Source organism: Rhizobium sp. NFR07 (assembly GCF_900111905.1).
Classification (GTDB): Bacteria; Pseudomonadota; Alphaproteobacteria; order Rhizobiales; family Rhizobiaceae; genus Neorhizobium.
In genome coordinates this window covers 46,268-72,125 of the sequence record NZ_FOKM01000017.1, presented here as the reverse complement: position 1 = coordinate 72,125, position 25,858 = coordinate 46,268, and the positions used below count along the sequence as shown (strand labels likewise).

35 protein-coding genes and 2 pseudogenes are annotated in these 25,858 nt (G+C 57.1%); 16 read left to right on the top strand and 21 right to left on the bottom strand.

The window, feature by feature from the left end; all coding sequences use genetic code 11:
* Positions 1 to 397 precede the first annotated feature (397 nt).
* Positions 398 to 1,152, top strand: a protein-coding gene (locus BM216_RS27565) for an IS5 family transposase (RefSeq protein ID WP_093002649.1) whose coding sequence is annotated in 2 segments (ribosomal slippage) — positions 398 to 731 and positions 731 to 1,152 — 756 coding nt in all. Because the reading frame shifts where the segments join, the coding sequence is not laid out codon by codon here.
* Between the two features lie 75 nt (positions 1,153 to 1,227).
* Here BM216_RS27565 and BM216_RS27560 read toward each other — a convergent pair.
* Entirely contained in the window at positions 1,228 to 1,410 is a 183-nt protein-coding gene (locus BM216_RS27560; RefSeq protein WP_093002647.1) for a hypothetical protein, read from the bottom strand.
* Positions 1,411 to 1,597: 187 nt separating this feature from the next.
* Here BM216_RS27560 and BM216_RS27555 point away from each other — a divergent pair, with 187 nt between their 5' ends.
* The 5 genes from BM216_RS27555 to BM216_RS27535 all read left to right on the top strand — a co-directional run bounded on the left by BM216_RS27555 (position 1,598) and on the right by BM216_RS27535 (position 3,967).
* A complete protein-coding gene (locus BM216_RS27555; protein ID WP_093002645.1) occupies positions 1,598 to 1,840 on the top strand; it encodes a DNA ligase-like domain-containing protein in 243 nt (80 codons plus the stop codon).
* Positions 1,841 to 2,484: 644 nt separating this feature from the next.
* Positions 2,485 to 2,688, top strand: a complete 204-nt coding sequence (locus BM216_RS27550) for a CsbD family protein (protein ID WP_093002643.1) — start codon at positions 2,485 to 2,487, stop codon at positions 2,686 to 2,688.
* 139 nt (positions 2,689 to 2,827) lie between these two features.
* Entirely contained in the window at positions 2,828 to 3,316 is a 489-nt protein-coding gene (locus BM216_RS27545; RefSeq protein WP_093002641.1) for a PRC-barrel domain-containing protein, read from the top strand.
* A 217-nt stretch (positions 3,317 to 3,533) separates the two neighbouring features.
* Positions 3,534 to 3,779 (top strand): hypothetical protein, encoded by a 246-nt coding sequence (locus BM216_RS27540; RefSeq protein WP_093002639.1) that lies wholly within the window; start codon positions 3,534 to 3,536, stop codon positions 3,777 to 3,779.
* Between the two features lie 29 nt (positions 3,780 to 3,808).
* Positions 3,809 to 3,967: an entericidin domain-containing protein gene (locus BM216_RS27535; RefSeq protein WP_093002637.1), complete on the top strand. Its 159-nt coding sequence runs from the start codon at positions 3,809 to 3,811 to the stop codon at positions 3,965 to 3,967.
* 202 nt (positions 3,968 to 4,169) lie between these two features.
* On the opposite strand, the gene BM216_RS27530 is transcribed toward BM216_RS27535, so the two are convergent.
* The 3 genes from BM216_RS27530 to BM216_RS27520 form a co-directional block, all read right to left on the bottom strand.
* Entirely contained in the window at positions 4,170 to 4,388 is a 219-nt protein-coding gene (locus BM216_RS27530; RefSeq protein ID WP_143102874.1) for a hypothetical protein, read from the bottom strand.
* Positions 4,389 to 5,455: 1,067 nt separating this feature from the next.
* Complete coding sequence (locus BM216_RS27525; protein WP_093002633.1) at positions 5,456 to 5,638, bottom strand: hypothetical protein; 183 nt, start codon at positions 5,636 to 5,638, stop codon at positions 5,456 to 5,458.
* 122 nt (positions 5,639 to 5,760) lie between these two features.
* Complete coding sequence (locus BM216_RS27520; RefSeq protein ID WP_093002631.1) at positions 5,761 to 6,765, bottom strand: saccharopine dehydrogenase; 1,005 nt, start codon at positions 6,763 to 6,765, stop codon at positions 5,761 to 5,763.
* Positions 6,766 to 7,283: 518 nt separating this feature from the next.
* Between BM216_RS27520 and BM216_RS27515 the strand changes: the two genes are divergently transcribed.
* The 4 genes from BM216_RS27515 to BM216_RS27500 all read left to right on the top strand — a co-directional run bounded on the left by BM216_RS27515 (position 7,284) and on the right by BM216_RS27500 (position 10,072).
* A complete protein-coding gene (locus BM216_RS27515) occupies positions 7,284 to 7,538 on the top strand; it encodes a type II toxin-antitoxin system prevent-host-death family antitoxin (protein ID WP_093002745.1) in 255 nt (84 codons plus the stop codon).
* Positions 7,535 to 7,957 (top strand): type II toxin-antitoxin system VapC family toxin, encoded by a 423-nt coding sequence (locus BM216_RS27510; RefSeq protein WP_093002629.1) that lies wholly within the window; start codon positions 7,535 to 7,537, stop codon positions 7,955 to 7,957. Before BM216_RS27515 ends, BM216_RS27510 begins: the two co-directional genes overlap by 4 nt.
* Before the next feature lie 718 nt (positions 7,958 to 8,675).
* Positions 8,676 to 9,692, top strand: coding sequence for an HWE histidine kinase domain-containing protein (locus tag BM216_RS27505; protein WP_210217075.1), 1,017 nt, complete (start codon positions 8,676 to 8,678; stop codon positions 9,690 to 9,692).
* A gap of 2 nt (positions 9,693 to 9,694) precedes the next feature.
* A complete protein-coding gene (locus BM216_RS27500; protein ID WP_093002625.1) occupies positions 9,695 to 10,072 on the top strand; it encodes a response regulator in 378 nt (125 codons plus the stop codon).
* 726 nt (positions 10,073 to 10,798) lie between these two features.
* Here BM216_RS27500 and BM216_RS27490 read toward each other — a convergent pair.
* The 5 genes from BM216_RS27490 to BM216_RS27470 form a co-directional block, all read right to left on the bottom strand.
* On the bottom strand, positions 10,799 to 11,143 hold the full coding sequence (locus tag BM216_RS27490; RefSeq protein WP_093002623.1) for a DUF3140 domain-containing protein: 345 nt from the start codon (positions 11,141 to 11,143) through the stop codon (positions 10,799 to 10,801).
* A complete protein-coding gene (locus BM216_RS27485) occupies positions 11,140 to 11,604 on the bottom strand; it encodes a pyridoxamine 5'-phosphate oxidase family protein (RefSeq protein WP_093002621.1) in 465 nt (154 codons plus the stop codon). Before BM216_RS27485 ends, BM216_RS27490 begins: the two co-directional genes overlap by 4 nt.
* Positions 11,605 to 12,005: 401 nt before the next feature.
* The gene (locus BM216_RS27480) at positions 12,006 to 12,233 is read right to left on the bottom strand and encodes a hypothetical protein (RefSeq protein WP_093002619.1); all 228 of its coding nucleotides are present in this window, start codon (positions 12,231 to 12,233) and stop codon (positions 12,006 to 12,008) included.
* 95 nt (positions 12,234 to 12,328) lie between these two features.
* Positions 12,329 to 12,850 carry a hydrolase gene (locus BM216_RS27475; RefSeq protein WP_093002617.1) on the bottom strand — a complete coding sequence of 174 codons (522 nt, stop codon included), beginning with the start codon at positions 12,848 to 12,850 and terminating at the stop codon, positions 12,329 to 12,331.
* A gap of 6 nt (positions 12,851 to 12,856) precedes the next feature.
* Complete coding sequence (locus BM216_RS27470; protein ID WP_093002743.1) at positions 12,857 to 13,258, bottom strand: DUF2177 family protein; 402 nt, start codon at positions 13,256 to 13,258, stop codon at positions 12,857 to 12,859.
* 158 nt (positions 13,259 to 13,416) lie between these two features.
* On the opposite strand from BM216_RS27470, the gene BM216_RS27465 reads away from it, so the two are divergent.
* From BM216_RS27465 to BM216_RS27455, 3 genes and pseudogenes are all read left to right on the top strand, one after another.
* On the top strand, positions 13,417 to 13,713 hold the full coding sequence (locus BM216_RS27465; RefSeq protein WP_093002616.1) for a PRC-barrel domain-containing protein: 297 nt from the start codon (positions 13,417 to 13,419) through the stop codon (positions 13,711 to 13,713).
* Between the two features lie 271 nt (positions 13,714 to 13,984).
* Positions 13,985 to 14,293, top strand: a pseudogene (locus BM216_RS27460) (hypothetical protein).
* Positions 14,294 to 14,361: 68 nt separating this feature from the next.
* Complete coding sequence (locus BM216_RS27455; RefSeq protein ID WP_093002614.1) at positions 14,362 to 14,577, top strand: hypothetical protein; 216 nt, start codon at positions 14,362 to 14,364, stop codon at positions 14,575 to 14,577.
* 30 nt (positions 14,578 to 14,607) lie between these two features.
* On the opposite strand, the gene BM216_RS27450 is transcribed toward BM216_RS27455, so the two are convergent.
* The 5 genes from BM216_RS27450 to BM216_RS27430 form a co-directional block, all read right to left on the bottom strand.
* Positions 14,608 to 16,887 carry an FdhF/YdeP family oxidoreductase gene (locus BM216_RS27450; RefSeq protein ID WP_093002612.1) on the bottom strand — a complete coding sequence of 760 codons (2,280 nt, stop codon included), beginning with the start codon at positions 16,885 to 16,887 and terminating at the stop codon, positions 14,608 to 14,610.
* Positions 16,888 to 16,926: 39 nt separating this feature from the next.
* Complete coding sequence (locus BM216_RS27445; RefSeq protein WP_093002610.1) at positions 16,927 to 18,021, bottom strand: catalase family protein; 1,095 nt, start codon at positions 18,019 to 18,021, stop codon at positions 16,927 to 16,929.
* 70 nt (positions 18,022 to 18,091) lie between these two features.
* On the bottom strand, positions 18,092 to 18,664 hold the full coding sequence (locus BM216_RS27440) for a 3'-5' exonuclease (RefSeq protein WP_093002608.1): 573 nt from the start codon (positions 18,662 to 18,664) through the stop codon (positions 18,092 to 18,094).
* Between the two features lie 39 nt (positions 18,665 to 18,703).
* Positions 18,704 to 18,946 (bottom strand): hypothetical protein, encoded by a 243-nt coding sequence (locus BM216_RS27435; protein ID WP_093002606.1) that lies wholly within the window; start codon positions 18,944 to 18,946, stop codon positions 18,704 to 18,706.
* Positions 18,947 to 18,957: 11 nt separating this feature from the next.
* On the bottom strand, positions 18,958 to 20,358 hold the full coding sequence (locus BM216_RS27430; protein WP_093002604.1) for a dihydrolipoyl dehydrogenase: 1,401 nt from the start codon (positions 20,356 to 20,358) through the stop codon (positions 18,958 to 18,960).
* 2 nt (positions 20,359 to 20,360) lie between these two features.
* Here BM216_RS27430 and BM216_RS27425 point away from each other — a divergent pair, with 2 nt between their 5' ends.
* The gene (locus tag BM216_RS27425) at positions 20,361 to 20,666 is read left to right on the top strand and encodes a hypothetical protein (protein ID WP_143102873.1); all 306 of its coding nucleotides are present in this window, start codon (positions 20,361 to 20,363) and stop codon (positions 20,664 to 20,666) included.
* 506 nt (positions 20,667 to 21,172) lie between these two features.
* On the top strand, positions 21,173 to 21,421 hold the full coding sequence (locus BM216_RS27415) for a DUF2934 domain-containing protein (RefSeq protein WP_093002601.1): 249 nt from the start codon (positions 21,173 to 21,175) through the stop codon (positions 21,419 to 21,421).
* A gap of 69 nt (positions 21,422 to 21,490) precedes the next feature.
* Here the strand turns inward: BM216_RS27415 and BM216_RS27410 are convergent, their stop codons facing one another.
* The 7 genes and pseudogenes from BM216_RS27410 to BM216_RS27385 form a co-directional block, all read right to left on the bottom strand.
* Positions 21,491 to 21,820 carry a hypothetical protein gene (locus BM216_RS27410; RefSeq protein ID WP_093002599.1) on the bottom strand — a complete coding sequence of 110 codons (330 nt, stop codon included), beginning with the start codon at positions 21,818 to 21,820 and terminating at the stop codon, positions 21,491 to 21,493.
* Positions 21,821 to 21,959: 139 nt separating this feature from the next.
* Positions 21,960 to 22,166 (bottom strand): hypothetical protein, encoded by a 207-nt coding sequence (locus BM216_RS27405; protein ID WP_093002598.1) that lies wholly within the window; start codon positions 22,164 to 22,166, stop codon positions 21,960 to 21,962.
* A 30-nt stretch (positions 22,167 to 22,196) separates the two neighbouring features.
* Positions 22,197 to 22,421, bottom strand: coding sequence for a hypothetical protein (locus BM216_RS27400; RefSeq protein ID WP_093002596.1), 225 nt, complete (start codon positions 22,419 to 22,421; stop codon positions 22,197 to 22,199).
* Positions 22,422 to 22,448: 27 nt separating this feature from the next.
* Positions 22,449 to 22,679 carry a hypothetical protein gene (locus tag BM216_RS27395; RefSeq protein WP_093002594.1) on the bottom strand — a complete coding sequence of 77 codons (231 nt, stop codon included), beginning with the start codon at positions 22,677 to 22,679 and terminating at the stop codon, positions 22,449 to 22,451.
* Positions 22,680 to 23,035: 356 nt separating this feature from the next.
* On the bottom strand, positions 23,036 to 23,191 hold the full coding sequence (locus BM216_RS34230; protein ID WP_177230940.1) for a hypothetical protein: 156 nt from the start codon (positions 23,189 to 23,191) through the stop codon (positions 23,036 to 23,038).
* A 249-nt stretch (positions 23,192 to 23,440) separates the two neighbouring features.
* Entirely contained in the window at positions 23,441 to 24,421 is a 981-nt protein-coding gene (locus tag BM216_RS27390) for a L,D-transpeptidase family protein (RefSeq protein WP_093002592.1), read from the bottom strand.
* Between the two features lie 56 nt (positions 24,422 to 24,477).
* Positions 24,478 to 24,909, bottom strand: a pseudogene (locus tag BM216_RS27385) (response regulator); the annotation flags it as partial.
* 176 nt (positions 24,910 to 25,085) lie between these two features.
* On the opposite strand from BM216_RS27385, the gene BM216_RS27380 reads away from it, so the two are divergent.
* Positions 25,086 to 25,340 carry a hypothetical protein gene (locus tag BM216_RS27380; RefSeq protein ID WP_093002588.1) on the top strand — a complete coding sequence of 85 codons (255 nt, stop codon included), beginning with the start codon at positions 25,086 to 25,088 and terminating at the stop codon, positions 25,338 to 25,340.
* The last annotated feature ends 518 nt before the right edge of the window (positions 25,341 to 25,858 follow it).

Sequence of the window (25,858 nt, the reverse complement as noted above, 5' to 3'; positions counted from 1 at the left end):
CTCGTAGGCGCAGCGATTCTGTCCCGTATGCTATTGCCTAAGTTGTAACGAGATGCCCGCGTAGCTTCGGTTCACGCGGCGACGAGCCAATTGCCAGATTTCATAGTGCCGGGAGCGACAAGCCGCTCTCGCATCTCTGGAGTAACTATAAGTCGAAGGATCGGCCTAGCAAACCGACCGGCGATCAACAGATTGTCAAAAGGGAGCCCCGTGAAGCGAGCCAAATCTTAGGGCTTCGGTTGAATGACAGTGTCGCTGCCATCGCCGTGGGATACGTCTTAGCAAGGGACGGAAACTGGGCGCGGCAGCGGCGGTCTGCGAACTAGGTTCAGGACCTATTAAATAGCTTGCGTAGCGGCCGGGGCTTTGATTCATTTGTATCGAAAGGAGCCCTTCGATGAGTGACTTGCTACTGTTGTCGGAGGCGCAGATGCGCCGCATCGAGCCGTATTTCCCGCTATCCCACGGCGTTCCGCGCGTTGATGACCGGCTGATTTTGAGTGGTATCATCTTCGTCTTGCGCAACGGGCTGCGCTGGCGCGACGCACCAAGGGAATACGGTCCTCACAAGACGATCTACAACCGTTTTATCCGCTGGAGCAGGTTGGGCGTATTCAACCGGATTCTTGCCGAACTGACCGCCAGGCGCGGCAAGCCCGAACAACTGATGATCGACGCCACACACTTGAAGGCCCACCGCACCGCAGCCAGTCTGCTAAAAAAGGGGATGTTCCCAGACGTATCGGGCGGACCAAAGGCGGACTGAACTCCAAGCTGCATGCCGTCTGCGATGGTCACGGTCGACCCGTCATCCTGCTTCTGAGCGAAGGGCAGATGAGCGATTATAAAGGGGCGGCAAAGATGCTTCCCGCCTTTCCCAAGGCCAAGTCCCTGCTGGCCGACAAGGGCTATGACGCCGACTGGTTTCGAGAAGCCCTGGCCGCCCGCAAGATTACCGCGTGCATTCCATCTCGAGCAAACCGGAAGGTCGCCATCCCGTATGATCCGGCGCTCTATAAAAAGCGCCACAAAATCGAAAACATGTTCGGCAAGCTCAAGGACTGGAGGCGAATTCACACCCGATACGACCGATGCGCGCACACATTCTTCTCAAGCATATGCATCGCTGCAGCCGTGATCTTCTGGCTTTGATTTAACGAGTCCTGACCCTAGATGGCCATACGAAAGTTCCGGTAGCCGTCGTACCGAACTTTTCCACGTGTCGCGTCAATTACTTAAAGCGTGAGCGCCACCATAGACGACAATCATTCCGACGAATATACCCAGCACCGCCACGGCAACGCAGACGCCAATGATCAACATGCTTCCGCCGCCGAACTTCGGTTTTTCGGGAGCGATGAGGGGACGGGGTGTCTCGCCTTCGATGGCATCTTGGTCTTTACGGTCCACGCCGGGCTCCTTTGTTGGATTTCGAGCCTTCCGAACCTCATGGCAGATCCATGGTTCCAAAGGAGGTCGTTTTTTGTCAGATCTAAAAAATTTCTCGCTTCACTACAGATGACCAAGCGCACGCGCCGCTTTCTAGCAACTGCCGAGGCGGCGAGGGGCCTCAGATTGGAAGGTTGGATCGCCAAGCATGCCGGTCGGCCGTATCGCCGACTGGCTTAAGATCATGTGTGGGCAGAGCGACAGCTTCGTTATTGTCGGGTACGAACCATCAATCGATGTGCCAGGCGGCATTGCCAGCCTTCTGCTCGCGGCTCGCCGCGATGGCGCGCTTGCCTACGTCGGCAGCTTCGGCAGGCTAAAGCACGACGAAGCGCGTCGACTGCGCATACATATGGATAAGCTCATAGATAGAAGTCGGTCGTCGAGGTGAAACAGAGGAGGGCCCTCTACGCGAGCCCGACACTTAACGCCGAGATTGAGTACCTTGCGTAAACGTCGATTAAAAGCTGCTCCACCCGCCTTGGGACAATGCAGAAACCTAAAGACTAGCCTGAGGTTTTCGTCGGTCCAGAGCCAGCAATTACTAGGCCTTCGGTCAACTAGGGCGCCGTCGCCTTCAACGAACAGATTAATGACACAGCGCGCCCGGATGAATGTCACGAAGTTAAGACTTCCGCAGTTGTGCCGAGCTCACCTCTTCTGCCACGTGGATCCAGTCGAAGGGGGCTGATCGTTCCCGCGAAATGCGTCGCCCCTCGGTGATTGACTAAAACCGTCGGGAGATGGCGGCGTTGACCGGGCTGCGTGACGGAACTTCTGAGAACCAGTCGCATTCCTGGTGTGAAGGAGCCAATTATGAACCTTGCACCGTCAATGCCGAAATACACACTTGAGCAATTGCAGGAAGCCTACGTTTTGAGCATTCCGCAAGCTGTCAAGATCCTAGAGAAGTTTGGAGGGGATCGACGACAAATCGATAGATTCATGCGCCGTTGCGAGCCGCGGTCTTGATGAGGAACGTTTTCGTACGCTTCGCATTTATTATGCAGGTGTACAACAATAGGAGGCAACGCCATGGACTGGAACAGGGTCGAAGGAAACTGGAAGCAGATGAAGGGCAAGGTCAAGGAGCAGTGGGGCAAGCTCACTGATGACGACCTGGACGTTATTGACGGAAAGCGCGACCAACTCGAAGGCAAGATTCAGGAACGCTACGGTTATGAAAAAGACCGTAGCAAGAAGGATGTTGACGACTGGTATGGCCGTCAGTCCTGGTAGTCAAATCGACCCCGCCTCAATCGAAGCGGGGTTTTTCTTTATCTAAAAACCTAATTAGGTCGATGGAACCGAAGAAGGCGGCGCCCGTTGTCCAATGTCACGGAAATCCGTGATAACAATTACATACGAGGAAGTACGAATGAAAAAGATTATCGCCGCCGCAATCGCTCTTGGCACGTTGAGCACCGCCGCTTACGCACAGCAGCCGTCAGCTCCTGCCGAACAGCCGGCCGCGACAGCGCCCGCCGCAACCGCGGCTGATGGCGCCGATGCTACGATGGTCGGTCCTGGCATCTCGATGGGCAAGGCTGCAACGATGCCGCTGAAGACCGTTGAGATTAAGGATTCGGATCTGGTGACGTCCAATCTCGTCGGCCTGAACATCTACAACAAGGAAAACGAAGAAGTCGGCGAGATTTCCGATATCGTCATCGGTGACGGCAAGTCCGTTATCGGCGTTATCGCGAGCGTCGGCGGCTTCCTAGGGATGGGCGCAAGCTACGTTGTAATAGATCCGGCTTCCATGGCGCTCGCTGACGACAACGGCACCTGGAAGGCTTACGTTGACACCAACAAGGACGACCTGTCGAAGGCTCCGAAGTTCGATTACGATAAGCTGAAGAAGTAATCGATCGCTAGCCAGCGACCACGGATGTACTGGCGCTGGTAAATGCAGTCACGAGGTCGGTGCGAGGTATCGCTCCGGCCTCTTCGCTGTCTGGCGAGCCATAAAGGCTACTATGACGACCTGAAGTGAGGCGGCAGAGATGCCGCCCTTTTTCTATTCTGTCCTGCAACCAATTCGGTTTTGGGAAATTACTAGGCGAAACGTAGGAGATCCATACATGATGATCATTGATGACTGGCTCGAAGACCGCTTAGACGAACGCCGATTCAATCTCGCCTTCACCGAGGATCCACGCGACTTCGACATGCTAGCAGGTGTGCTGCGCGCGGAGGCTATAGCCTATGGGTACTCGGTTGAGGCGCTCGAAGATGCGTGCGGCGGCGACATCTCGGCATATCTAGTCACGAACCAGCAACCATCCGTCGGTGCTGGATCTGTCGAAATCGATTTGCGCTCTATGTAACTTCTGATTGGCAACTGGAGACGATTTTGATGAAAAATACCACTAAGGTTATCGCGGTGATGACATTGGCGATCCTTGCCCTCTCTTCATGCGGGAACACGGTCCGCGGTGTCGGAAAAGATCTCGAAGGCACGGTTGATGCGACCCAAGACGCAGGCCGGCGGGTCGATAAAGCTGCTAAATACTAAGCGGTAAACAATCCGATGGAAGGGGCGGCAGAGATGCCGCCTATCCTTGCAGCTTCCTCGCGACAGTGCCGAGTGGTCGCCTTCTAATAAGGTGGCCGAGAGTGATTCACTTGGAAATCGGGCTTAACACGGAATGCCTGCGGTCTCTTTCGTTGGACAATCAAATAGCTGGATCCGCCATGTTGGTGATCGCGCGGCTTAGTCAGAGAGCCGATGACTGACCTTCACGTTTGGCCTTCAGCTTTTTCGCGTTCTCTGCCTCACGCTCCAGCCATTCGTGAGTGGTCGTTGCAGGATCACCATCGAAGCTCTGCCGGCGCTGAAGCTTGCCGCGGCGGAGAATGATGAAGGCGAAAACGCCGATCGCGCTGATCAAAGCAACGGCGAGAGCAATCATCGGTAGATATGTAGCGGGCGTCATGGGCGGATCCTTTTGTTACCGCTTCAACGAGCCACAGTGCTTGTAGTTCCGAAACTGGACCGTTGAATGGTGACGGCGAATTATCCCAAACCACCACCCGGGGAGACCAAATGGTCAGACACGGATCACTCGCCGAGCAGCTTGACGCGCTCCTGACGTTCGCCACTGCACCAGACCAGGATCCAGAGCCGATCCAGATGAACTAGACCGTCACGCCGGCAAACCACAACATTCCGAAGACGTTGCCGTGATGAAGACCGAGCGCCTCTGGGATATTTCGCCGTCGGTCGAGGAGACATGAACCGGGCCAAGAGTGGTTTTGTCCATCACAACGACGCTGGTCAGATGGTCCGCATTGGTCGCTTGCGCCTCTCAGACGGTACTCAGACCGAGCAGACGATGTGCCGGTGAGTAAATTCCACAGGAGCTGACGGAGTCGAGCCGTTACACGGACCGGGCGGTTTCCATCGCTCACCCACGCTCTTGAACGGGAAGGCTTCGTCACCATCTAGGGATCGAACCTTCCAAAAAAGATAACGAACGTCCGGCGCTAGACAGAGGCGACGGCGTGCGCGCGGGTTGAGCCACTTGTTCGCCGTACGGCTCCCCGCGCGGCTACTCCTTTGCTATTGCCTGGCGCTGCCTCCTCTCAGCGACGGGCGATCCTGCGCCGGGCTCCCTAAGGGTTGAGCTCGGCGCTTTTGTTCTTACCAACAGCCTTGCGCACGCATGGCGGTAATCGCCCGCTATAGCCTGTCTCCGGTGGTCACGGTGAAATTGCTGCATCTAAGTCGAGCTTGCGCTGCAGCCCTCACAGGCCGCAAAGTCGACGCACCAAGACCTTCTAATTGCTGGGCGTCTGGTCAATGGCGTGTGGAGACGGTTGACCCGGAGCTTCCGAGCTCCCAGGCAAAAGGAATAGCGCAGCGGCTGCAGCGATGCAGGCCACAACTAGCGTAAGCACGATTGTTCTTTCAATCCGCATATTAGCCTCCGTCGGGTTAGCCGGCGAACATGTCGGATCACGCAAAGTTCCGCGAGAGGTTGTTCACTCGTCGCGAAAGCGATCATGAGCCTTTCGGCTTCTCGTCAGTTACATTGAATTTGTATCGAGACAGCTCGATGATCTTGTCGAGGGACGCGTCAACGATGGGTGGGATATTCTCTTCGGCTGCAGCTTTCGCCGCGATATCGTGGATTAGGTCTAGTACCTCTGCCAATTGCTCAACGGTGGGCCCTTCAATCGACATGTCTTTCTCCTTTCTGTTGAATGAAGCTGATCATCTTAAACGTCGCCAGGAGACCATGGTACGGCGTAGCCCGGTGCGACGGCGCGGCAATATGGATCCGCGGCAACTTTGAGGGCGATCCATTATCCGACCTCAAGCGCAGTCAGACTGCCCCCTTGGTTTGCCAAGCGAGACAGATAAGCGGCGCGGTCAATGATCTGGTATGGGAAGTACAATCCAGCCGGCGTGGGCGATCCGTCGAGGCCAGCCAGCCGTTCGATGATCATGCTTGTGCCCAGCGCAGTGAGTGCTGCGGCGCCCCCTGGATGAAATACCGCATGGCGGCTTCGAAGCGCCCGGCCATCCTGGCCTTCGCCTGCCAACTCGATGATGATCTCTGTCGACTTCGCCTCGCCGCGACGCCGCGAAGAGCTGACGGCTGTCGCGATATTGAACTCCACATGTCTCGCGCCCGTTTCCGCGGCCAGACCCGCCACATCGATGGAGGAAAAGCCTAAGGCATCAATCACCGTCCCGTCGATTGCCCGAAAGCTTGCTTTTGCTTCATCGCCGCTGCGCCAAATCCAGGTACCGTCGCGACGGGTCAGTGCCGATGGCAGCATCTTGCTAAGCCGCTCGAAATCTTCCGCGACAGCCGGCCCGCCACCATCCTGCTCGTCGACGAGCGCACCGATGACAATATCGTCCACCCGGGCGAATGCTTTGGCACATTCCAGGGTCGCGACAGTGGTGGCGCCGACCAGCCACTCGTAACCCAGCACGATCGCTGACGCATCGGGTCTTTGCATGTAAACAGCGACTTCCGGCGCGATCTCAAATATGCCGGATGATATACCGAGATGCGGTATATTGCGGGCATGGGCATAATTCAGGCTCGCCAGCCGCTCGTCCGCGTAAAAGACTGCCACAGCCTGCACCGGCCGATCCCCAAGTCCTAAATCCGCAGCGTCGTTATCAAGGCGCACGCCTTCCGCATTGCCAATCTCTCTCGCCGCTTGGCTGGCTTTATTGAAATCACGTCCGCCAATCAGCAACGGAAGTTCTGGATAGGCGGCGCGCAGGGCATCCGCAGTCCGTCTGCCAATCGAACCAGAGCCACCCATCAAGAGTATTGGAGCCGATGTCATGAGGCATGTCCTTTTCTGTTGACGAAATGTTTGCAAGCCATCGCAAAAGCGCCTTCGTGGAGGTTTGTTCCGGTCGTTCGCCACTCTGAAATATGGCTAATTCGACGAGGCCCGCGCGTAGAGCGTCTGCAAGACCCATTGCGCCAACAGTTAAGGGACGGTTGACAAAGCCGCCATGGCAGGGGCCGCAGCGCACCGCGGGCACTCCCGTTTTCGTCCTTTAAGGCAGGCCTGATGCATGAGTTCACCCATGGCCAAACAGGCAGCAGGCGAGGGGGCGGTCCGGTTCGACATTCCCGTTCTTAGCGTGCCAAAGGCTCAAGAACGTCTTTAAAAATGTTTTGAGGCTCGGCTTCCGTCGCGCCGGTTTCTGCCGCGGCGATATTGCCGTCCGTTGCCGCCTTTAGGTTCAAACCCACGTCCGCGCTTCCTCATATCGTGGCAGGTTGTCGATCAATAGCGTTGCGCGTTGGAAACGGCAGCGCTATATGTAGGTACGTTCCTACATGGAGGCGCGTATGGCTACCACAAGCTTGACCAGTCGCGAATTGAACCACGATGTCGGCAGAGCTAAAAAAGCTGCCGAGGCAGGGCCCGTCGTTATCACTGATCGAGGCAGGCCGTCGCATGTCTTGATGACCTACGGTGAGTTTGAACGCCTGACAGGCAAACGTCGCAATCTCATCGACGCGTTATCAATGCCTGGATTGTCGACTATCGATCTCGATACGCCTCGATCGGTTATCGCACCTCGTGACGTTGATCTGTCTTGAAATATTTGCTCGACACAAACGTTATCTCCGAGCTTCGGAAGGTTGCCGATGGTAAAGCCGATCCAAACGTTACGGCTTGGGTAAGTACTCTGGATTCTCGTGATCTGTTTATTTCTGCGATCACGATCCTAGAGCTTGAGCGGGGGATACTCAGCGTTCAGCGCCGCGATATTGAGCAGGGCTCTCGCTTGCGAGCCTGGATGGATGGCAGAGTTCGCCCGGAGTTCGCTGAACGTATCCTGTCTATCGATGACGCGATTGCGACGCGCTGCGCCCATTTACATATTCCAAATCGCCGCAATGAAGCCGATGCGATCATCGCCGCCACAGCACTCGTTCACGGGCTCGTGGTCGTAACGCGCAACATTCAGGATTTTCAGGGGACCGGGGTTGTCCTCGTGGACCCATGGCATGGGTGACACCTAGCAATAAGACGCCCCGAAATTGTCTGAGCAAGCGCGGCGTAACAACACGCGAAAATCAACGACGGCAGCAGTGATGCAGAAAAACCAGTGTAACCGCTTACGGGAGACCGGCTTGCTCTAGGATCCAATTACGTATGTCGTGGGAGTTGCGTCCGTGCCAAGGGGAAGATTGGCGCGATCTCAGCGTCCTTTTCGTTGCTCATAATCCGGCTGCATGGGAATGCTGAAGCAATTCTCACCAAGGACAGCGTCGATAGTGCCGGCACATCTATTGGAGATCTTTACAGACGGTGCATTCGACCAGCATCGCCGTGCTGGCGCCTGGGCATCGCAGTGAATGGCGATTGAAATCCTCGCCGTCCTTGAGGCCATGATCTGGATCGAAACCGTGGCGCTCCGCTGCATTCGGATGCGCCATAGATTTCCGAACAACACCCGTTGTGTTTCGGTCTCCCTCACGAGGACGGGTGATTGGGGCGGGCTTGGGCGAGGATGTTGACCTGCGGGTCGACCGTCGGTCCCAGTGCGGTCGCTCGTGCCGGATCTCCATTTTGACATCCAGAAAGTGGAGGCGTGGAACTCCGCCCAATGATCGCACTTATGGTTCTCGACCGTTCCAAGAGTTGCTGTAGACGCGCGCTACCCTAATTCAAATGGGATGTCCCGCAACAGAGATGCCCGCCGAATGCCCCATAGGAGATCGACGCTTTCAATGGACCGCTTTCTTGAGTGGTCGCTCGAGCATACCGTTCCTCCTCTCTATCGTTTCGTTGCAATCACGGTCGCCGTCATCCTCGTCGGCATAGTCAGGACCTTGTTCGTCACGTCATTGCTGCCCTGGCTCTTTTTCATTCCGTTGATCGTTTTCGTCGCTCTCGTCTTTGGACGCGGAGCGGGACTTTACGCCAGCGTCGCCTCGACGATCGTCGCCGCCTTCACAATATCGAGCCGCGCTGAACCACTTTGGTTATCAGGGCCTCAGTGGGCCGGAAGTCTCCTCTTCCTCGTCGTCACCCTTGGTCTGGCCTGGCTTTCCGCGGAATTGCGCTCGGCTTTCGCGCGCTACCGCAATCTTGTCGCTCAGCATGCCCGCACAAACGATGAACTGAAGACCGCCGAGGGCCAGCAGCTCCTTTTGAACGAGGAACTCAGTCACCGTCTGAAAAATGTTCTCGCGGTCGTCCAGTCGGTGGTGTCGCAGACGCTCAGGCAGGCGAATGATTTGCCGTCCGCAAATACGGCACTGTCCGCTCGGCTTGTCGCGCTCGGTAACGCCACCACCGTTCTGACGGCCAATTCATGGGCATCGGCGGATATCACGGCGATGATCACTCAGGTGCTTTCCCCGCACGCGGAGATCGGAAGCAGGATCAAGGTAAGTGGCCCGCCTCTGACGCTCAATTCACGGGGCGCTCTCGCATTTGCTTTGGCTCTTCATGAACTTGCCACGAATGCCGCGAAATATGGAGCGCTGTCGAACGAGACGGGCCATGTAGAGCTTACGTGGAATATCGACCGCCAGGCAGGTGAGCCGCGGCTGCGATTGCTTTGGGAGGAGATTGGCGGACCTCCCGTGACGTCTCCGACGCGGCGTGGTTTTGGATCGACGATGATCGAACGATCTCTCAAGTCCTATTTTCGAGGCGAGGCAAAACTGGAATACCGTCCGGAAGGACTAAGATTCGAGGTCGATTGCGAACTCGAAGCAGCAGGTATGGTGGAAGGCTGATCATGGGGCAGAGCAAGCCTATCAATACACATAACATCCTGCTCGTTGAGGACGAGGCGATCATCCGCTTCGAACTTGCGGATTTTTTTTCCGACGCTGGCTACGAGGTCTTCGAGGCGGGCGATGCCGATGAAGCAATCGCCATTCTGGAGCGGGAGACGTCAATTCGCGTTGTGCTGACCGATATCCAGCTTCCCGGTTCGATGGACGGTCTGAAACTCGCCCATTACGTGCGCGACAGATACCCACCCACGGTCCTGCTTGTGACATCGGGCGCGGCTCACATTGCATCAGAAGCACTCCCGCTGAATACACGCTTTATCACCAAGCCTTTCGATCCGGCTCGGCTGCTGCAGCAGATTGATCAGATGACGCGCTAGGCCGCCCGAAATTTTGAGCCGCAAGTTTGGGAAACAGAAGTCGGTTTTAGTCAGCATCGAACTCGTCCCAACCCCGCAGAGGCGACGCGCCCGATCCACCCTTCCGCCTCGCCTTATTCCTCCTTTCTCGCAGTGTCAGTTTCTTCATGACCGACTTACGTCGTTTTTCTGCGGCCCGGTCAGCATCCTCCTCGCGCCGTTCATCGACGGCGCCTCGATCAAGCAGGCCACCAACATGGCCGGATCGAACACAGGGGGACGTGATCTGGCGCGCCCGGCCGCGAAGCTTCAAAGTGTAAGCCTGCGCAGGGTACGCGGCCATTCTTACGCCTGTGGCGCCGCTCACCGGTCGTGATCGTCAGGATGGCCTCGATTTCGCGGGCGATCACGGGAAGAGTTTCCATCCCGTCGCGCATGTCTCCGTCGAGCATGTCGTTAATCGAGGTCGAGGGCGCGCGGAAGATCGCTCTCGACATTTCGGGCATCGCCAGCGTCAAGACACTACTTTAGAGGTCTACCGCCTTGCGAACTGCACAAGGAGGCAGCGCGGACTTCCTGCAGGATACCCATGGCACGAACCGCAGACCCGAGCGTCGCGACATCGGCACAGGCCACGTCTTGATCAGTTCAAACCGTCTTCTTCCGCCTTCTCGTCATAAGCAGCGAAATGGACAGAGTTTGACTTGATCGGAACCGCGAGCCGTAAAGGGACCAACCAGCTTCAGCTCATTTCAGAGGGTCATGCCCCCAGTTCATAAGGGAGTGACGCCAGGGCGAACCTTCGCGGTCCTCCTTGGGGCCTGCCTGCGCAAGATGCCGATGCACATATCCGACGACTTTCCTCATATGCGCATAATCGTCGTCAGTCAGAGCGGCCTTCTTCTTGTGTTTGATCTCAATGATCCTGCGGCCGGAATGATGTCCCACTGTCTCGCCGCCACCATCTTTTGACCATCCGACGGCCTCGCTCTCGTCAGTCTTCAACCACGTCTCCAATTCAGCCGGCGACATGTTTACCGCTTCGCCGAAGTCGGCCCAGATTTGATCTCGGTCGAGCGCTTTGCCGCTCATACCGCACCTCCCGCCACGGCATCGACTGCAGCCAGCTCGATACGGCCGTTTTCCTCACCGTCCCAGTACTCGATCGTTCGTGCCGAAACCTTGATCAGAACAATCCCCGGTGTGTCGATGCCGTGAGGGAACCAGCGCTCAAGGTCCTTGATCCAATGCTGTTTGAACTGTGCCTTGTCCCGGATGAGATCTGCTTCTCCATCGACGGCAATGAAGATACCCGGCTTTCCGAGCAAGCCGGGTGGGGCGGTGAAGGTCAGAGTGACACCCAAATCGCGGTTGATGTCGCGGACCTTCTTCGTGTCCTCATAAGAGAAAAACCAGGAATCGCCATCATATTCTACGTCGCCGTTGTTGCTCATCGGTCTGCTGACAATGCCCTCAAGGCCATTGGTGTTGAACATGCAGAAATCAATCTTGCCTAGCTTTTTTGAAAGCTCTTCCATCGTCATGGTGGTCATCCAGGTTCTCCTCGACACGTCACCATGCATGAACCAATTGACCGAAGTCTAGGTTCCGAAGGCGTCGTCAATGTGGGAGCTAATTTCGATGAGGCCGCCATCCCGATCGCGGCATATACCGAGGTAATTGCCAATGCGCCCCGTTGTTTCGATTGGACCGTCGGTGACTTCAACCCCGCAAAACAGCGGTTGCTGGAACAATGGTTACGTGTGGACGTTAGTTTGCAGGGGATCGTGGCGTGCCAATCGGACGCGACGGAGATGGTGAACGCATCGGTTTTTCCGATTTCTCGATGCGGGCAACGAAACGCCAGGCGAGCACCTTTACCCGTCCGTCACGGTCTCCACTTCAACAATCTCGCCGCCGCAAGACGCCAAGGCCACAAGCGGGATTTTGAGCGTCAGGCTTCAGGCAATTCCTTCAAGATCAGCAGTCTGCGACCCGGGATGAAAGCCGCGATCTTGTCCTGTTCGAGGGCATTCAAGACCGCGGTGACCTCGTCTGTAGAAAAGCCAGCCGCGTCCAAGGGGGCGTGGATGTCGAGAAGGTTGATCGACATATCCGGTGAAGCTTTGAGCGAACGCAGGCGCTCGAGAAGCGCGATTTCGGTTTCGGCAAATCTATCCATCTATCTTCCGATTTTTTCGAGACTAATGTCAGGTAAGCGGCTTGATGACATGCTGTGTCGTCACTTGCCAGGAGAGGCGCTCATTCACTGTGCCTTTATCCTCTTGGTTCAGCGCGAGCCAATGCCTTTCGTCTCGATCTGACCACCTGCTCCAACGATACCGGCCGCAACGATTGTGCATCGACGCCAACGTCAAACTGCCTGGGGACCGGCTTCAGTTTTCCGTGGGAGTGGCCGTGAAGATTGATGGATCCTTTTCCCATCTGATTCCAGGTTCGGAACGCGTAGTGGCAGAGTATCACATGGTGCTCGGGGCCGCGGAGTTCGGCATAATGCTGGACGCTCGTCCACCCGTCTGAGCCCGTCGTTTCGGCCGGATCATTGTTGCCGACGATCAGGTGCTTGCGTCCGTTCAGTTTTTTGAGCAGCTCAGCGCAGTTCCCGGCCTTGACCGACATGAAGTCTCCTAGATGCCACACATCGTCGTCTTGTCTCACGACAGCATTCCAATTGGCCATAAGCACGGCGTCATGCTCCGCCATATTTGGGAACGGACGTCTGTCGATGCGCAGCACGCGCGGATCGCCAAAATGCGTGTCACCCGTAAAGTAAATCATTGCGCATTATCCGAACGATCGAGCCGCCGCATATCCGCAGGCGCTTGCCGCAGCCGTCAGGACTGTTCCCCACAAAAGATCGACGATGCTCAGAGCCATCGGCCAGCCCCGCAGCGTCGAAAGGTTCGTCATGTCATAGGTGCCATAGGCCGCCAATCCGAGAACCGCACCATATGCGACCGCGTACCAGATGGAGCCTGCCTCCAGGCCGGGCCTGACAGCCAGCACCACGATCGCTACAGCGAAGAAGAGATAGAAGACTGCCGCAACCGACAGGCTCGGCGAAGGAAGCATCATGTCGCCAAGCTCGCGTCGATAGAAGTTCTTTGCCAAAACGCCAAGCCAGATGGCATCGATCAGGAGGAATGAGATCAGGGTGCCAGCGTAGGCAAGGGCGTGAGCTTTCATCAGTGCGCGTCCTTCGTTCAATGTCGTTGAGAGCGACAACATGGCAGGGTTCAAACTTGTTCCGATGAACGAGAGACCAACCTGACGCTAGCCGCTGTGGAACCTTCATCATCCCACCGTGTTTGACTGAGCCAATCAAAAACACGGAGGAAACAACAATGGACCACACCAATCACGTACGCCTGACCCAGACCGAACTCACCCCGACCATCCTCGAAGGTGCAACGATCTACGGCGCCGACGACCACAAGGTCGGCAAGTTGGACCACGTCCATGGCGCTGGCGCGAGCAGCCGGGCCATTATTGATGTCGGCGGGTTCCTAGGTATTGGCGCGAAGCCGGTCGCCGTTCCGCTCTCGGATCTCGAGTTCATGCGCGATGAAGATGGCGAGGTTCACGCCGTCACAACCTGGACCAAGGATCAGCTCAAGGATATGCCTGAGCACAAACACTGAGATGACAAAAGCCCGGCCTTCGCGCCGGGCTATTCGCCTGCCTGCCCGACTGCCCGACCCTTGATGGTTCCTCAAAAAATATGTCGAACGAAGTTGCTGGATCTGCGAATTCCACCACTCGGAAGGGAACCACGCTCGCGCCACCAGGACGCTTACGAGTATAGCGAAGACGGGCAACTAGTCCGGGGGGCGAGGGCACTTTCCCAAACCATCAATGAAACCAATATGGTTGTCGCTGGTTCGTCCTCCATCAGCCAGAAGGAGCCAAACGATGTCAGACAATAGCACCATTACAGTCAAAGCGACCTTCGAAACCCGCGAGGCAGCTGATCGTGCGGTTGAACATCTGGTTCAGAAACATGGTGTGCCTCGTCCGGATATCTTCGTCCAGGCGGCGCGTGATGCTAACAGCTCAGGCACGGTGCCTTCAGGAGGTGACGTTTCATCGACGGGAGATGCGTGAACGGATGCGCCCCTCGACGGCGAGATCGAAGTGTCGGTCGACATCGCGGAAGACCAACTTGCCGCCGTCCAGCTTATCATGGGTGAAGTCGGCGTCATGCGGGTGTCGGGTCGATAGGGCTTGTCCAGAAACATCGAATTAAACGAACGACAGATGACCAAAGTCGGATGAGAAAAGGTGTTGAAATGGATGATTGGCGTGGTCGAATTTCAGACGACTTGGAGAGAATGGTAGACCGTGCTGTGGCAGCAGGCGCACGGCAAGAGGACGTATTTGCGGAAGTGGCAAAAGTGATCGAACACCGCAAGTCGGTAACCGATCCCAATCGAAAACTCGCTGATACGACGCCGGAAATCGTCGTTGATGAACCTGCTAATAATTGGCCGGCCGCAGATAAGTGACTAACGCAGAACCAGCGTTTGACGCCATCTCTAACGCGTGACGATCCTCACTGGGATCGCTTTGGCCGCTGGCGTTTTAGAAAGTTCGTCGTGGTGATCGATGGCGTTCAGCACGTTGCATTCCGGGTAGTACCCGCCAATCGTCCCTCGTGGCAGCTTGTGAGCACGCACCTCCAGCCCGCCGAGCTCCCGATGTCTGCCATCGCCGAAATCGCTGACGAGCGCGATCCTCTGGCCTTCGCTCAGGCCGGCAGCGTCAATGTCCTCCTTGCACATCAGCACGATATCCCGCGTTCCCTCTATGCCGCGGAAGCGGTCAGAATAACCGTAGATCGTCGTATTGAACTGATCGTTTGATCTCATTGTCATCAGGCGATATCGGCCGGGCGCATCGTTGAAGGAAAGGGCGTTCAACTGATTAGGGGTCGTGAAGACCGCTTTCTTTTGCTCGGTATTCCAGACGCGTTCATGTGCGTCGTTGCCTCTGTAAAAGCCTCCCGGCTCGAACATGCGTGCGTTGTAATCCTTGAAATCATCGGGATACGTCGCCTCGATCAGATCTCGTACCAACCCGTAATCGGCTGTCCATTCATCCCATCTGAGCGTCGGCCTCGGATCGAGTGTCGCCCTGGCGATGCCTGCCACGATCGCGAGCTCGCTTTTCAGGTGCTTCGAGGCTGGGGGCCGTTTCCCGATCGAACCAGAGATATGAGAGAAGCTGTCCTCTGTCGTCACCGACTGGTTGCCGGTCGCTTGCACGTCCATCTCTGTGCGTGTCAAACATGGCAGGATCCATGCCTCCCTGCCGGGGAAGAGATGACTGCGGTTGAGCTTGGTCGAGACCATCACGGTCAGATCCTGTCTGGCCCACGCTGTCTCCATCTCCTCCTGGTCAGGAACCGCACGCAAAAGATTGCCGCCAAGTGAGATCGTCGCGCTGATTGTGCCCGCCATCAAGCCTTTTACCGCATCGACGATATGGGTTCCGTCCTCGGTCGGCGGGTCGAAATCGAAAAGTGCCTTCAACTTTTCCATCGGAATAAGTTTGGTCTTTTCGGCAATGCCGACCGTGCGTTGGCCCTGCACGTTAGAATGGCCGCGCACGGGACAGCATCCCGCTCCCTCCCGGCCGATATTTCCGCGCAGAAGCAGGAGGTTAACGAGCATCCCGATATTGAGGGCACCCTGGGCGTGTTGAGTGAGGCCCATTCCGTAAACGCCGATGACACGTTCGGCCGCGATATAGATCTCGCCCGCCTCGCGCAGATCGGCCTTAGACAGCCCGCTTTCCCGTTCGATATCTGCCCAAGCAGTTTCCCGCACGCAGTTGATGAACGCCTCGAACCCAGTCGTGTGCTCAGCGATGAAGTCGACGTCAAGGATACGCGAGGCGCCTTTGGCGACTGCGGCGTCATCGGCCTCCACCACGACCTTGCAGAGGCCGAGCATGGCGGCAACATCTCCACCGGCCTTCACCTGACAGTATTGATCGGAGATCTTGGTCTCGTGGCCGGTCAGCATCTCGAAAGGGTTCTGCGGATTGACGAAAGAAACCAGTCCCTGTTCGATGACCGGATTGAAGGTGACGATCTTTGCCCCCCGCTTCTTAGCATCCTGCAGGGGGTGCAGGAAACGTGGGCTGTTGGAACCGGGGTTCTGGCCGAAGAAGAAGAAGGCATCTGCCTTTTCCAAGTCCTCCCAGACGATCGTGCCGACCGGCGATCCGATCACCTTGTTGAGGCCGACCGACGTCGTCTCGTGGCACATGTTGGAACTTTGGGGCAGGTTGTTGTTGCCATAGGCACGGGCGAGCAAAGCATAAAGATAGGATGCCTCCAGTCCTGCGTGACCCGATGAGTAAAACACGACCTTGTCGCGCTTCAGGCGCCTGAGGGTCATGCCGATCCTGTCGAATGCCTCGTCCCAGGTGACCTCGACATAACGGTCGTTCCCATGGTCGAAACGCATCGGATGGGTCAGGCGACCGGTCATCTCCAGATCGTGGTCCTTCCAGCCTTTCAGCTCGGTCGCCGTATGTTCATTCCAGAAATCCGGCGTGCAGCGGGCATTGGTCAGATCCCACATTGTCGCCTTGGCTCCGTTCTCACAGAACTCGAACGGATGATAGTTTTTCGGCTTCGGCCAGGCGCAGGAGACACACATAAAGCCGCCCGGCTTATTCTGTCGGGCGAGCGTCTCAATCACGCTAGGCGGCGGCCCGCTTTCGCCGTAAATTCGGGCAATCGATTTGAGCGACCCCCAACCGCCAGCAGGGCCATCGCCATCGGGATTGGTGACATAATCTGCCATGGAAGAAACTCCGGAGTGCTGGTGGCTATTGACGTTCGTTCAGGTACGCGGCTCGTGGATCGGGCACCCATTGAAGTTCTGGCGGAAATCCGATGAGTGCCGATAGGCCGCCTTGCGCGCGCGGTTGATATTGCCCAGCGGCCGATGTGCGGAGAGCCCTGTCCAGACACTGAACCGCATCTCCTCATCGACCTGCTGGACTTGTCCGTCGCTCCAGCTGTCCTGGGGTGCAGCGGTCACGGTCGCGACAGTGACAAAGGGCGCATCGTCCTCGCTCCACTCGACCGTTGGATCTTCGATCGGCTGCTTGTCGAGATCGCGACAGAGCTGCACCTGAAACGCCCAGACGCCTTCGACACTTTGCATCTCGGCCTGCACCGTTTCACGGATAGCATCCTCTCGCACACTGACGTCGATCTTGCGGCCGGTGAGGGCCGTAAGATCTGCTGACACGGGCTTTAGCCGGAATTTCGCGACGTAATCGCCATAGCGAAACGGCGTGACGCTGAAATAGGTTTCGCCAAGCGGATCGACATTCGGCGCCCCGCCGAGCGACTGTACCTTCGGGCTCGCGACGCCGACGGCCTCAAGGGCGCCGTTGACGGTCTGCAGCACGCTCGACATCACCGTTTTTGTACCTTCCATCCGGTCGGTGGTTTTCGCCAGCATCTTCAGATTTCCGAGAAACTGTTTGGCCGTCTTTGACTGGAAGATCGGACCATTGACCATGACGAAATCCTGGGTGGAACCCTCCGCATCAGGCAGGCGGTCACCATCCACATCGAGCACTTTCATTGCCAGTCCGCGTGGCAACGACACTGCGTCCGGAAGAATATCGCCCGCATTGGTCGAGATGCGCATATATGCCGGATGAACACCTGGCTGCGCAAACAGGCCTTGCGCTAATTCGGCAGGCAGTCCCTCCCGCACGCAGAGGGTTGCCTTGAGGATGGCGTGGGCTTTGGCATGAACCGAGCGAACGGCATGACCGTAATCTTCCGCAGTCGTTTCTAGGATAGTATCGAAAGTGTCGTTCAGGCCGGCATTGGTCTCATGCTCGTCCGGCTGGAAGATCTCCAGTTCAGGAGAGTAGCGGACAGGTTCCGATGATCCGGCTGGGGCTGCCTCGGTCATGAAGCTCTCCTCTTGCTGGTGAAACGCATTGGCAGGTTTGCCATGTCAGTTTCCAACCCGTTCAGGCCCTTTAGGTTCCAAAGGGGCACGAGGAGAGGTCGCCGCTTGTGCTACGGGCGATCTGACAGGATTTCAGTTGGACCAATCGGAGGCGATCAAGCTCAAGCCGTGCGTCCGGCAAGGCGCGGTGGGCCTGCATCGCCGGTTCGCTTTCGTGCACGGTGTCGGCGACAAGCTTGGCGACCTGCTCGTCGCTGTACCTCTGATCGAGAATTTTGCGTGCCGCCTCGAAGAAAGCCTCGTCGGATTTGCGCAGACGCAATGCATGTCGGGGAAGGCCACCGGCCCGCAGCAATGCGCTCAGCCATTTGCCATCCCAGGATGGCGCGCTGGCGAAAAGATCATGACCCGATAGCGTGTCGAGCATCATCCGCGCGACCACTGCGACAGGCCTTCCTTGCCCCCGCAGTTCTTCGCGCGAAATGCCATGGATCGCTTCAGCCTCGTACGACCAGTCGGTCCAGTCCGGCGCGGGCTGGATCAGGCATGAGAAGTCCTGCCCATCCTCGAACACCCAGCCCACTTCGACCGGGTAGCTCGTTTTCGACAACGATGAGGCTTCGAAGTCGATGAATACGATCATGTCCGGATCCGTCTTGCAGGCGCCAATCGAAGCCGCTCCTCAATCAAAGTCACCGACCCTGCCTGTCTGCCACAGGACAATGGGTTCGCTCTCCTCGCCAATCGCGGGAGCTGCTTCGCGTTTCCAGAGGACCACGCCGGCGTGCTGCCCGGCAAGACCTTTTGCCTCGTCCAGAGCCGAACTCTCGTTGGCCACGAGCCGCGGTTCGAACGCCTGAACTGGTTGTCCTCGGCCATCGAGATCGAACGCCACCAGAAATATGGATGTGTAAGCGCCAGGCACTTTTTTCTCCTTCAAATACCGGGTGCTGAGCCTTCGTCTCGGTCAGCTGCAAAGCCGACGTCGATCTGCTGGCAGATTTGCCGAAGTGCGCTGCGCAAACCTTCCTCGTAGGTTGGGTGATAGATCGGTAAGTCAAGCACTTGCATTGCCGTCTGCCCATGTTCGATTGCCCAGGCAATCAGATGCGCAAGATGCTCAGCTTCCGGTGCCGAAAGCGTTGCGCCGGTTAGCTTGCCACCCTGGTCGGCGTAGAGGCGGACAAGCCCCGCATTGCGGCCATCCGCCTTTGCCCGCCCCTGGTCGGAAAAGTCAGTTTCCCCGACCACGCTCTCGTCATTGGCGGGGCACCCGATCGACGCGCTCGGCGGATCCGTGAAGGTAATTGCCAGTGGCGTCGACCGCTTGGAGGGTTTGACAGCGGGAAACCGCGCCGCATTGTGTCCGGCAATTGCACCTTCTGCGGATGCCTCATGCAAGACGGGCGAATCGTGGTCGCAGTCGCCTGCAAGGAAGATCGGTGTGTATCCGCACTGCATGGTCGTGCGATCAAATATCGGAATGCCATGATCGTCGAGCTCAAGTCCGGCCTTTTCGAGTGCCAGCTCTTTCATATTCGGCGGACGGCCGGCGGCAACAAGAACGTGGCTAAACCGCCTTTTGCCGCTGGAAGCGCCCGACCATGAAATTTCGATTTCGTTGCCAGCTTGTGAAGCCACGATGCTGGTGCCAAGACGGAGAGGAAACTCAGCTTCAAGAAGAGGACGCAATGACTGCGCGACAGCGTCGTCCTTGAGAGCCGCAATAGTATCGCCTTCGTCGAAAACCTCCACGTCGACGCCCAGCCGCGCAAATGCTTGAGCAAGCTCAAGACCGAGCGGACCCGCGCCAATCACCGCAAGCGATGTGGGAAGATCCTCCAGTTCGAAAACGGTCTCATTGGTCAGAATTTGTCCGAGCCCTTTAAACGTCTGGGGGATCGCAGCTCTGGACCCTGTCGCGATGACGATCGCTTTGGCCACCACCCGGGCTCCATCTACGGCGAGGATACCGGGCTCAACAAAGCAGGCAGTTCCTTCAAGCCTCACGCCATCAGGGATGTCGTCCAAGGACTTCAGCGTCGATGCAACAAACGCATCGCGCAGCTTGCGCACGCGCGCCATTACCGCCCGTCCGTCGATCTTCACCGACCTCGCATGAATGCCGAACTCTGCGGCGCTTGCGATAGAATGCGCATTTTTCGACGCAGCGATTAGCAATTTTGAGGGCATGCAGCCGACGGATGCGCAGGTCGTACCGGCAAAACGCTCGTCGATGAGCATTGTCTTTGCGCCGGCACGTCGTGCACTTCGCTCGGCGGAAAGCCCCGCAGTGCCTGCTCCAATGATCGCGACGTCACAGTTCCGATCTGGCACGTGTGGCTTCCTTTGTCAGTTTCAATTTCCGGGCCAGGGGAACAGTCCTGCGGTTCGGTTCGTTCCGCCGTCATGCGATTTTAACATTTGAGGACATCATGAATTCTCGACAGCAGAACCGCGACCAAGACGAAAAATCTCGGTCAGCCGCCCAAATGCCCGACAAAAATGCCGGCACTCAGCCCGCAGTCGTTCCTGCGAATGAGGAAACGGAAGGCGCGACAGGAGCGCTGGGGACACCAGCGACGCCTCCCGAGATGGAGAAGGATGGCGAAACCGAGAGCAACAAGAAGGAGAAGAGCCGATGAGCACGGGAGAGCCGAGGCTCGTTAGCGTCAATCACGTCGCGCTTGAGGTCGGTTACAACTAGCAGGCGGTCCATTTCTACGGAATGGCCTTCATTAACATGGGAGATCAGTTTTTCGCTCTCAGCCGCATCCGTCATCAGGCTCCCGACCAGAGCCGCCGTTTTGGACTGGTGGTAGACGATCGGTCGAATGTGAGATCACTGGCGCAAGCCGCTGGGGCCACGATGCTCGCTGGATCCTTTCCAGACTTTCTCGGGGCAACCGCGTGGACGTCGTTGAATACAAAGATCTGCAGTTTGCATAAACACCGGGCGTGCTGAACTCGATGGGCCTGCAATTGCAGAAAAGCCCGCAAGCGCAAAAGGAAATCGCTGAAAAAGGCATGGCTTAAATGTCGGAGTGACCAGTTCCTTCGCCGCCATGAGAGGAACGCGGGATCGCCCACGTAGTTCTTTATCGTGGGAGACCGGCGAATGTCTCTCTTTGAAACGTCAAGGGAGTGAACCATGTCAGACGAGAACGAAGTTCGTGAAGCAGCCTACAGGAAATGGGAGGCCGAAGGACGGCCTGACGGCCAACATGAACGGCATTGGCAAGAAGCGAGTGAAGCGCACGGCTCTCCTTCAGGAATTCCTCAAACATGGTCTGCCGATCATGGCGGCGGCGTTGAGGCTTCACGACAGTCATCTAACATAGAGAGCGAAGGTATCCGCCCCGAAGATCTTAATTCGGAAAACGATCAAGGCGCGACCTGATCTGGTAGTCAGCAACGAAAAGGCCGGGTCTATGCATGGACCCGGCTTTAAGATTATGGGGCAGACCGCTTACTTGACGTAGACCGTCTTGCCGCCGTTGGCCGCCGTCTGGACAGAAACCACGTTGTTGAGCTGCACGTTCTCCTTTTCCAAGGCCGTCATCAGTGCCGGGTCGGACTGGACCTGCTCTTGCGCGGCCTGGGTCAGCTCCGGGGTCGGAGACGTGACCTCAATCGGCGGGGTCGTGCCGCCACCAGAAGCGGGCGGGTTCGCAACATTGACGATCGTGATGTCGGAAGCCGATGGTGCCGGAGCGGTCACGCTCGTGTCCTGGGCAAATGCGCCGGCGGCGAAGGTCGAGGCCGAAATCATAGCGGCAAGTGCGAGAACTTTTTTCATAGCTTTGTCTCCTGCGATTTTGTTGTGTTCACGACGGGAGAACCGTTCCAGGAGATGATTGGTTTCGAGAAAAAGTTGGTCTTCTCAATTAGTTGAGGTTCCATCACGTCGCAGTGAGAACGCGATCTTGACGCAGAGATTAGAACAGTGCCCCCAGATCGCGAAATCGCTGCATCTGCTCGGCGGACTGTTCTCCGCCGACATGGACGCGGAATGCCTTGCCTTGTGATTTAAGCTCTTTCGCCGATTTTAGCGCATCCGGGTACGATAGGCTCGGTTCGCCGCGCGTATCGGCCCCGTCAGGGTCTTCCGAGCTGAGCGCGATCACATGATAGGTCGCTGCCATGTATGTCACCTGTTCTCCTGTGGGCCGGTATCAGCCTTCATTGCCATCGGAGACGAAGTTTCCAGGCATCTCTTCTCCGGCCGCCCGAAGCGCATCTATCTCATCCAGCCATTTGGTCTTCAGCACGTCCCGTATCGCCAGAGCGACTTCAGCCGTGCTCCAGTCTCCATCCGTCATTTCGACAATCATCGCCGTCAGCTTAGTCTCGACAATTTCATGCAGTTCGTCGTTGGATCCATTCGGCTCATCATGCATGTCTTATCCTCAGCTCTGGGGGCTTCGTCAGCCAGAACAACGCATGCGCTGATCCGTGGCGATGGAGTAAATGCCTTCAAGCGCATTCCGGTCCAGGAACGGGGCATCGGACATGGCAAGCAGCGACGCGCGGCAAATACGCTTATTCGACGATGCTTTGCATCGGCCCATCACGAAGTTGTAGAGTTCATATCCCGAAAGGCCTTGCCCGACACCTTGGACCAGGACGTCGTAGACGCTGAAAAGCTTCTTGCCCATCGCAACCTCCAGACCATGGCTCAACGGTCTTCGTGCGTTAACGCCCGAGGCTCCTGTCCGTTGCAAGAACTCCCACGAGTACATCATGCGCCCTAAACCTGTTGCCTTGAAAGATAACCGCTGACGACATGTCGCCGGCGAGTTCCCCGTCATGCGACTAGCCTTGCGTTAACGCGGCCAGCACGTACTGCCCGCGATAACGTCAAGGCAGCAACGCCGCCTTTTTTCTCGTGAGCTGCAAAGGTTCCGGTCATGGAAAACCAGAGCGACCAAACAGGTCGCGTGAATTTCGGCCGCTGAGTTGAGCGCCGTATAGCGATTGAGAGCTATTTGTATAGCCCGACGGCTTTGAGGCCTTAGCCGTTCGGATTCACCGCCTCCACAGCCGGTGCATCGCGCGTTTCGCCGGGCTTCACAACAAATGTGTAGACGCCTGCGATGACGAGACCGATCACCAGAATGACCATGACATAAGTGTACATTCTAGAACGGGCCTTACTACCTGTGCTCATCGGGTTTCCCTACAGATTGGATTTGGTGGTGACTTTAAAGTGACTGCCTGGCGGCTCGTCTGGCGTGCCCATGGTCGGGTGCGCGAGGAAAAACAATCGCACAGACGACCACCGAGACGGTGCCGACTATCAGCATTGCGCGGATATTTCCCTGGCGGGTGGCGTGAGGGTATTTGTGGTCGGCACTGATCTCATTGCGTGCTCAATTTGCAACAATGGGCAAAGGTTCCGCTGCAGCGAGACCGAGGATCATTCCTGCGGCAGGATATCGACTATGACGCCTGGCTTCACCATTGCCGCCAGTTCCTCCACGTCCCAGTTCGCAAGACGAATGCAACCATGCGACCCGGCCTTGTCGATCTTGCTGGGCTCTGGCGTGCCATGAATGCCGTAGGTCGGTTCGGACAGATCTATCCAGACAGTGCCGACCGGATTGTTGGGACCGCTCGGCAAGTTCAGGACCTTCTTATTCTGACCCTGCTGGAAGTTGACCTTCGGATTGTAGGTGTATTTCGGCATCTGCGCGACCCCGTTGACCTTATGGGTGCCTGATGGCGATGGATTGTCATCGCTGCCGATCGTGGCCGGGTAAACGGCGAGGATCTTGTCGGCCTCGTCATAGGCGAACACCTGGCCTGACCGAACATGCGCTTCAATACGCTTTACCTTGCCTTCCCGAGGCCGCTCCGGCGCCGTGACGAAAACAGTATCGCCGGGGGAAAATTGGGCCCCTGGATTGAGAGCCTTCAACAGTTCAATGTCCATATGGAAGCGTTCCGACAGCTTCTCCGCCACGCTGGTGAACCCAAGGTGATCCATCGCTGCCTGCTTCGCATAGTCCTCCGGGATGGATGTTACGATGTCCTGACCGTCATCGACGGTGATCTCATAGCTGCCGATCAGAGGCTCGTTGCGCTCTAGCTTGGCGGCCACGTCCGGATCGAGTTTTCCATCGACAGGCAGGCCATTCATCGCCTCAAAGCCTGCAATCGCCTTGTTGACATTCTCTCCGTAGAAGCCGTCAATCACACCGGGTGAGGATCCTGCCCGATCAAGCAGCACCTGCAATCGTACAATCGCGGGATCAGGCTCTTTGGAAATCTCAAGAGGGCGCTGTGTGGCTATGGCGCTGATCGCGGTCGAATTGACCATGTCGGCAGTGATATTTTCCGCTTTGGCCACTGTGCTGAAGAGAGTGAAGGCAAGGACGACGAGGCTGTGATTTTTCATGGACGCTGAACCCGCCAGAGGCGGAAGTTGTTCCGGCGGATCCCGGCGATCCTTCCTTAAATTGCATGGATATTTTTGTCGTCGAACTGCGTAAGCGATTTCGGCGCGGCAACCTCCTGATTACCGCTCCGGCGGTCGGCGACATATCGGATCGCTTCGATGAGCTCCAGATCCATCACCGGCTTTCTCATCACGCCGAGAGCGCCCGGAACGCCGCCACGCAACGCGCCTGGATCGCTGGTCATGAAAAGCACGGCAACGTCAGCTTCCGCGAGCGTCCGTCCAACGATCGGACCCGTTGGCCCATCCTCCAAATTGACGTCGACGAATGCCATGTCGACGTTTTCGGCAAGCATGAGCGCTTGATACATGTTGGATGCGATGCCGACCGAATGGTGTCCGAGTTCAGTGACCGCGTCCTCGAGGTTAAGCGCGATCAGAGGCTGGTCTTCTACGATGAGCACGTTGTAGGACATTCTTGTTCTCCGTTGTTGCCTACTGGCCCTATCTCAACCGAGAAAGCGGGATGCGGTTCCCGGAAAAGTTGAGGGCGCACCCCGCAGGTGCTTCAGACCCGCTGGATCAAACACGCAACCTAAGTCTCGATTTGGCCATAAGGGTTCGACATGCGTCATTGTGAGGCAATGGCTGAAGAGGCGTGACTGTGATCGAAGCGAACCTGCCGGATGACTTTTATTCTCTGCTGATAACGGGTGCCGTGATCCTGGCCGTGCTTTGGCTGGTCGTCTTCATCCTACGAAAGGTGGTCAGCGTAGCCTTGATCGCCGCGCTTGTCGTTGGCGGATGGTTCGTCTGGAACGACCCGAGCATTCTGAGAACGGCAGGCGATACGGTGCTCGAACACGTCGATCAATGGCGACAGGTGGAGGCGCCATCTGGTGAAAGGCCCCGGTGGTAGCGAACCGGCAAAGTGAAGCGCTTCGCCGGAAACAAAAGCTGATCGTGGTCGCTAAAGAGGCGTGATCCTAGCGCGCTTCAGAACCGCCCGAAGCTTCGTTTCGGACAAATTCCCATCTCGCTCCATCAACATCAGCTTGCCGGACCAAGCCCGGCAATTGCGCCAATGCAGCCGACAGTGCAGCTAGACCACCAGGGCTTGTCAGAAAGTCGACCAACTGCGGCCGGCGCGCTTGAGCTGCGTCGAGGCAGAAACTATGCAGGATACCAAGTTCGACCGTCGGTCGTGGTGTGATCGCACGGGCATCGCTGACGACCTGCTGGACGAAATCCGTAAACGACGCTGGTGCTGTCATTCAATGCTCGCTTCTTGTTGGGACAAATCATTGACGATGAGCGGGATCGGGACTGTGATCGCCTATCTGTTTTCGATCAGAAAGCCAGACGATAGCGGCCAGCCCGATGAGCCCGCTTATGCCAGAGGATGCGAATGCCGGCAGGCGATCAGCCTGATCGTGT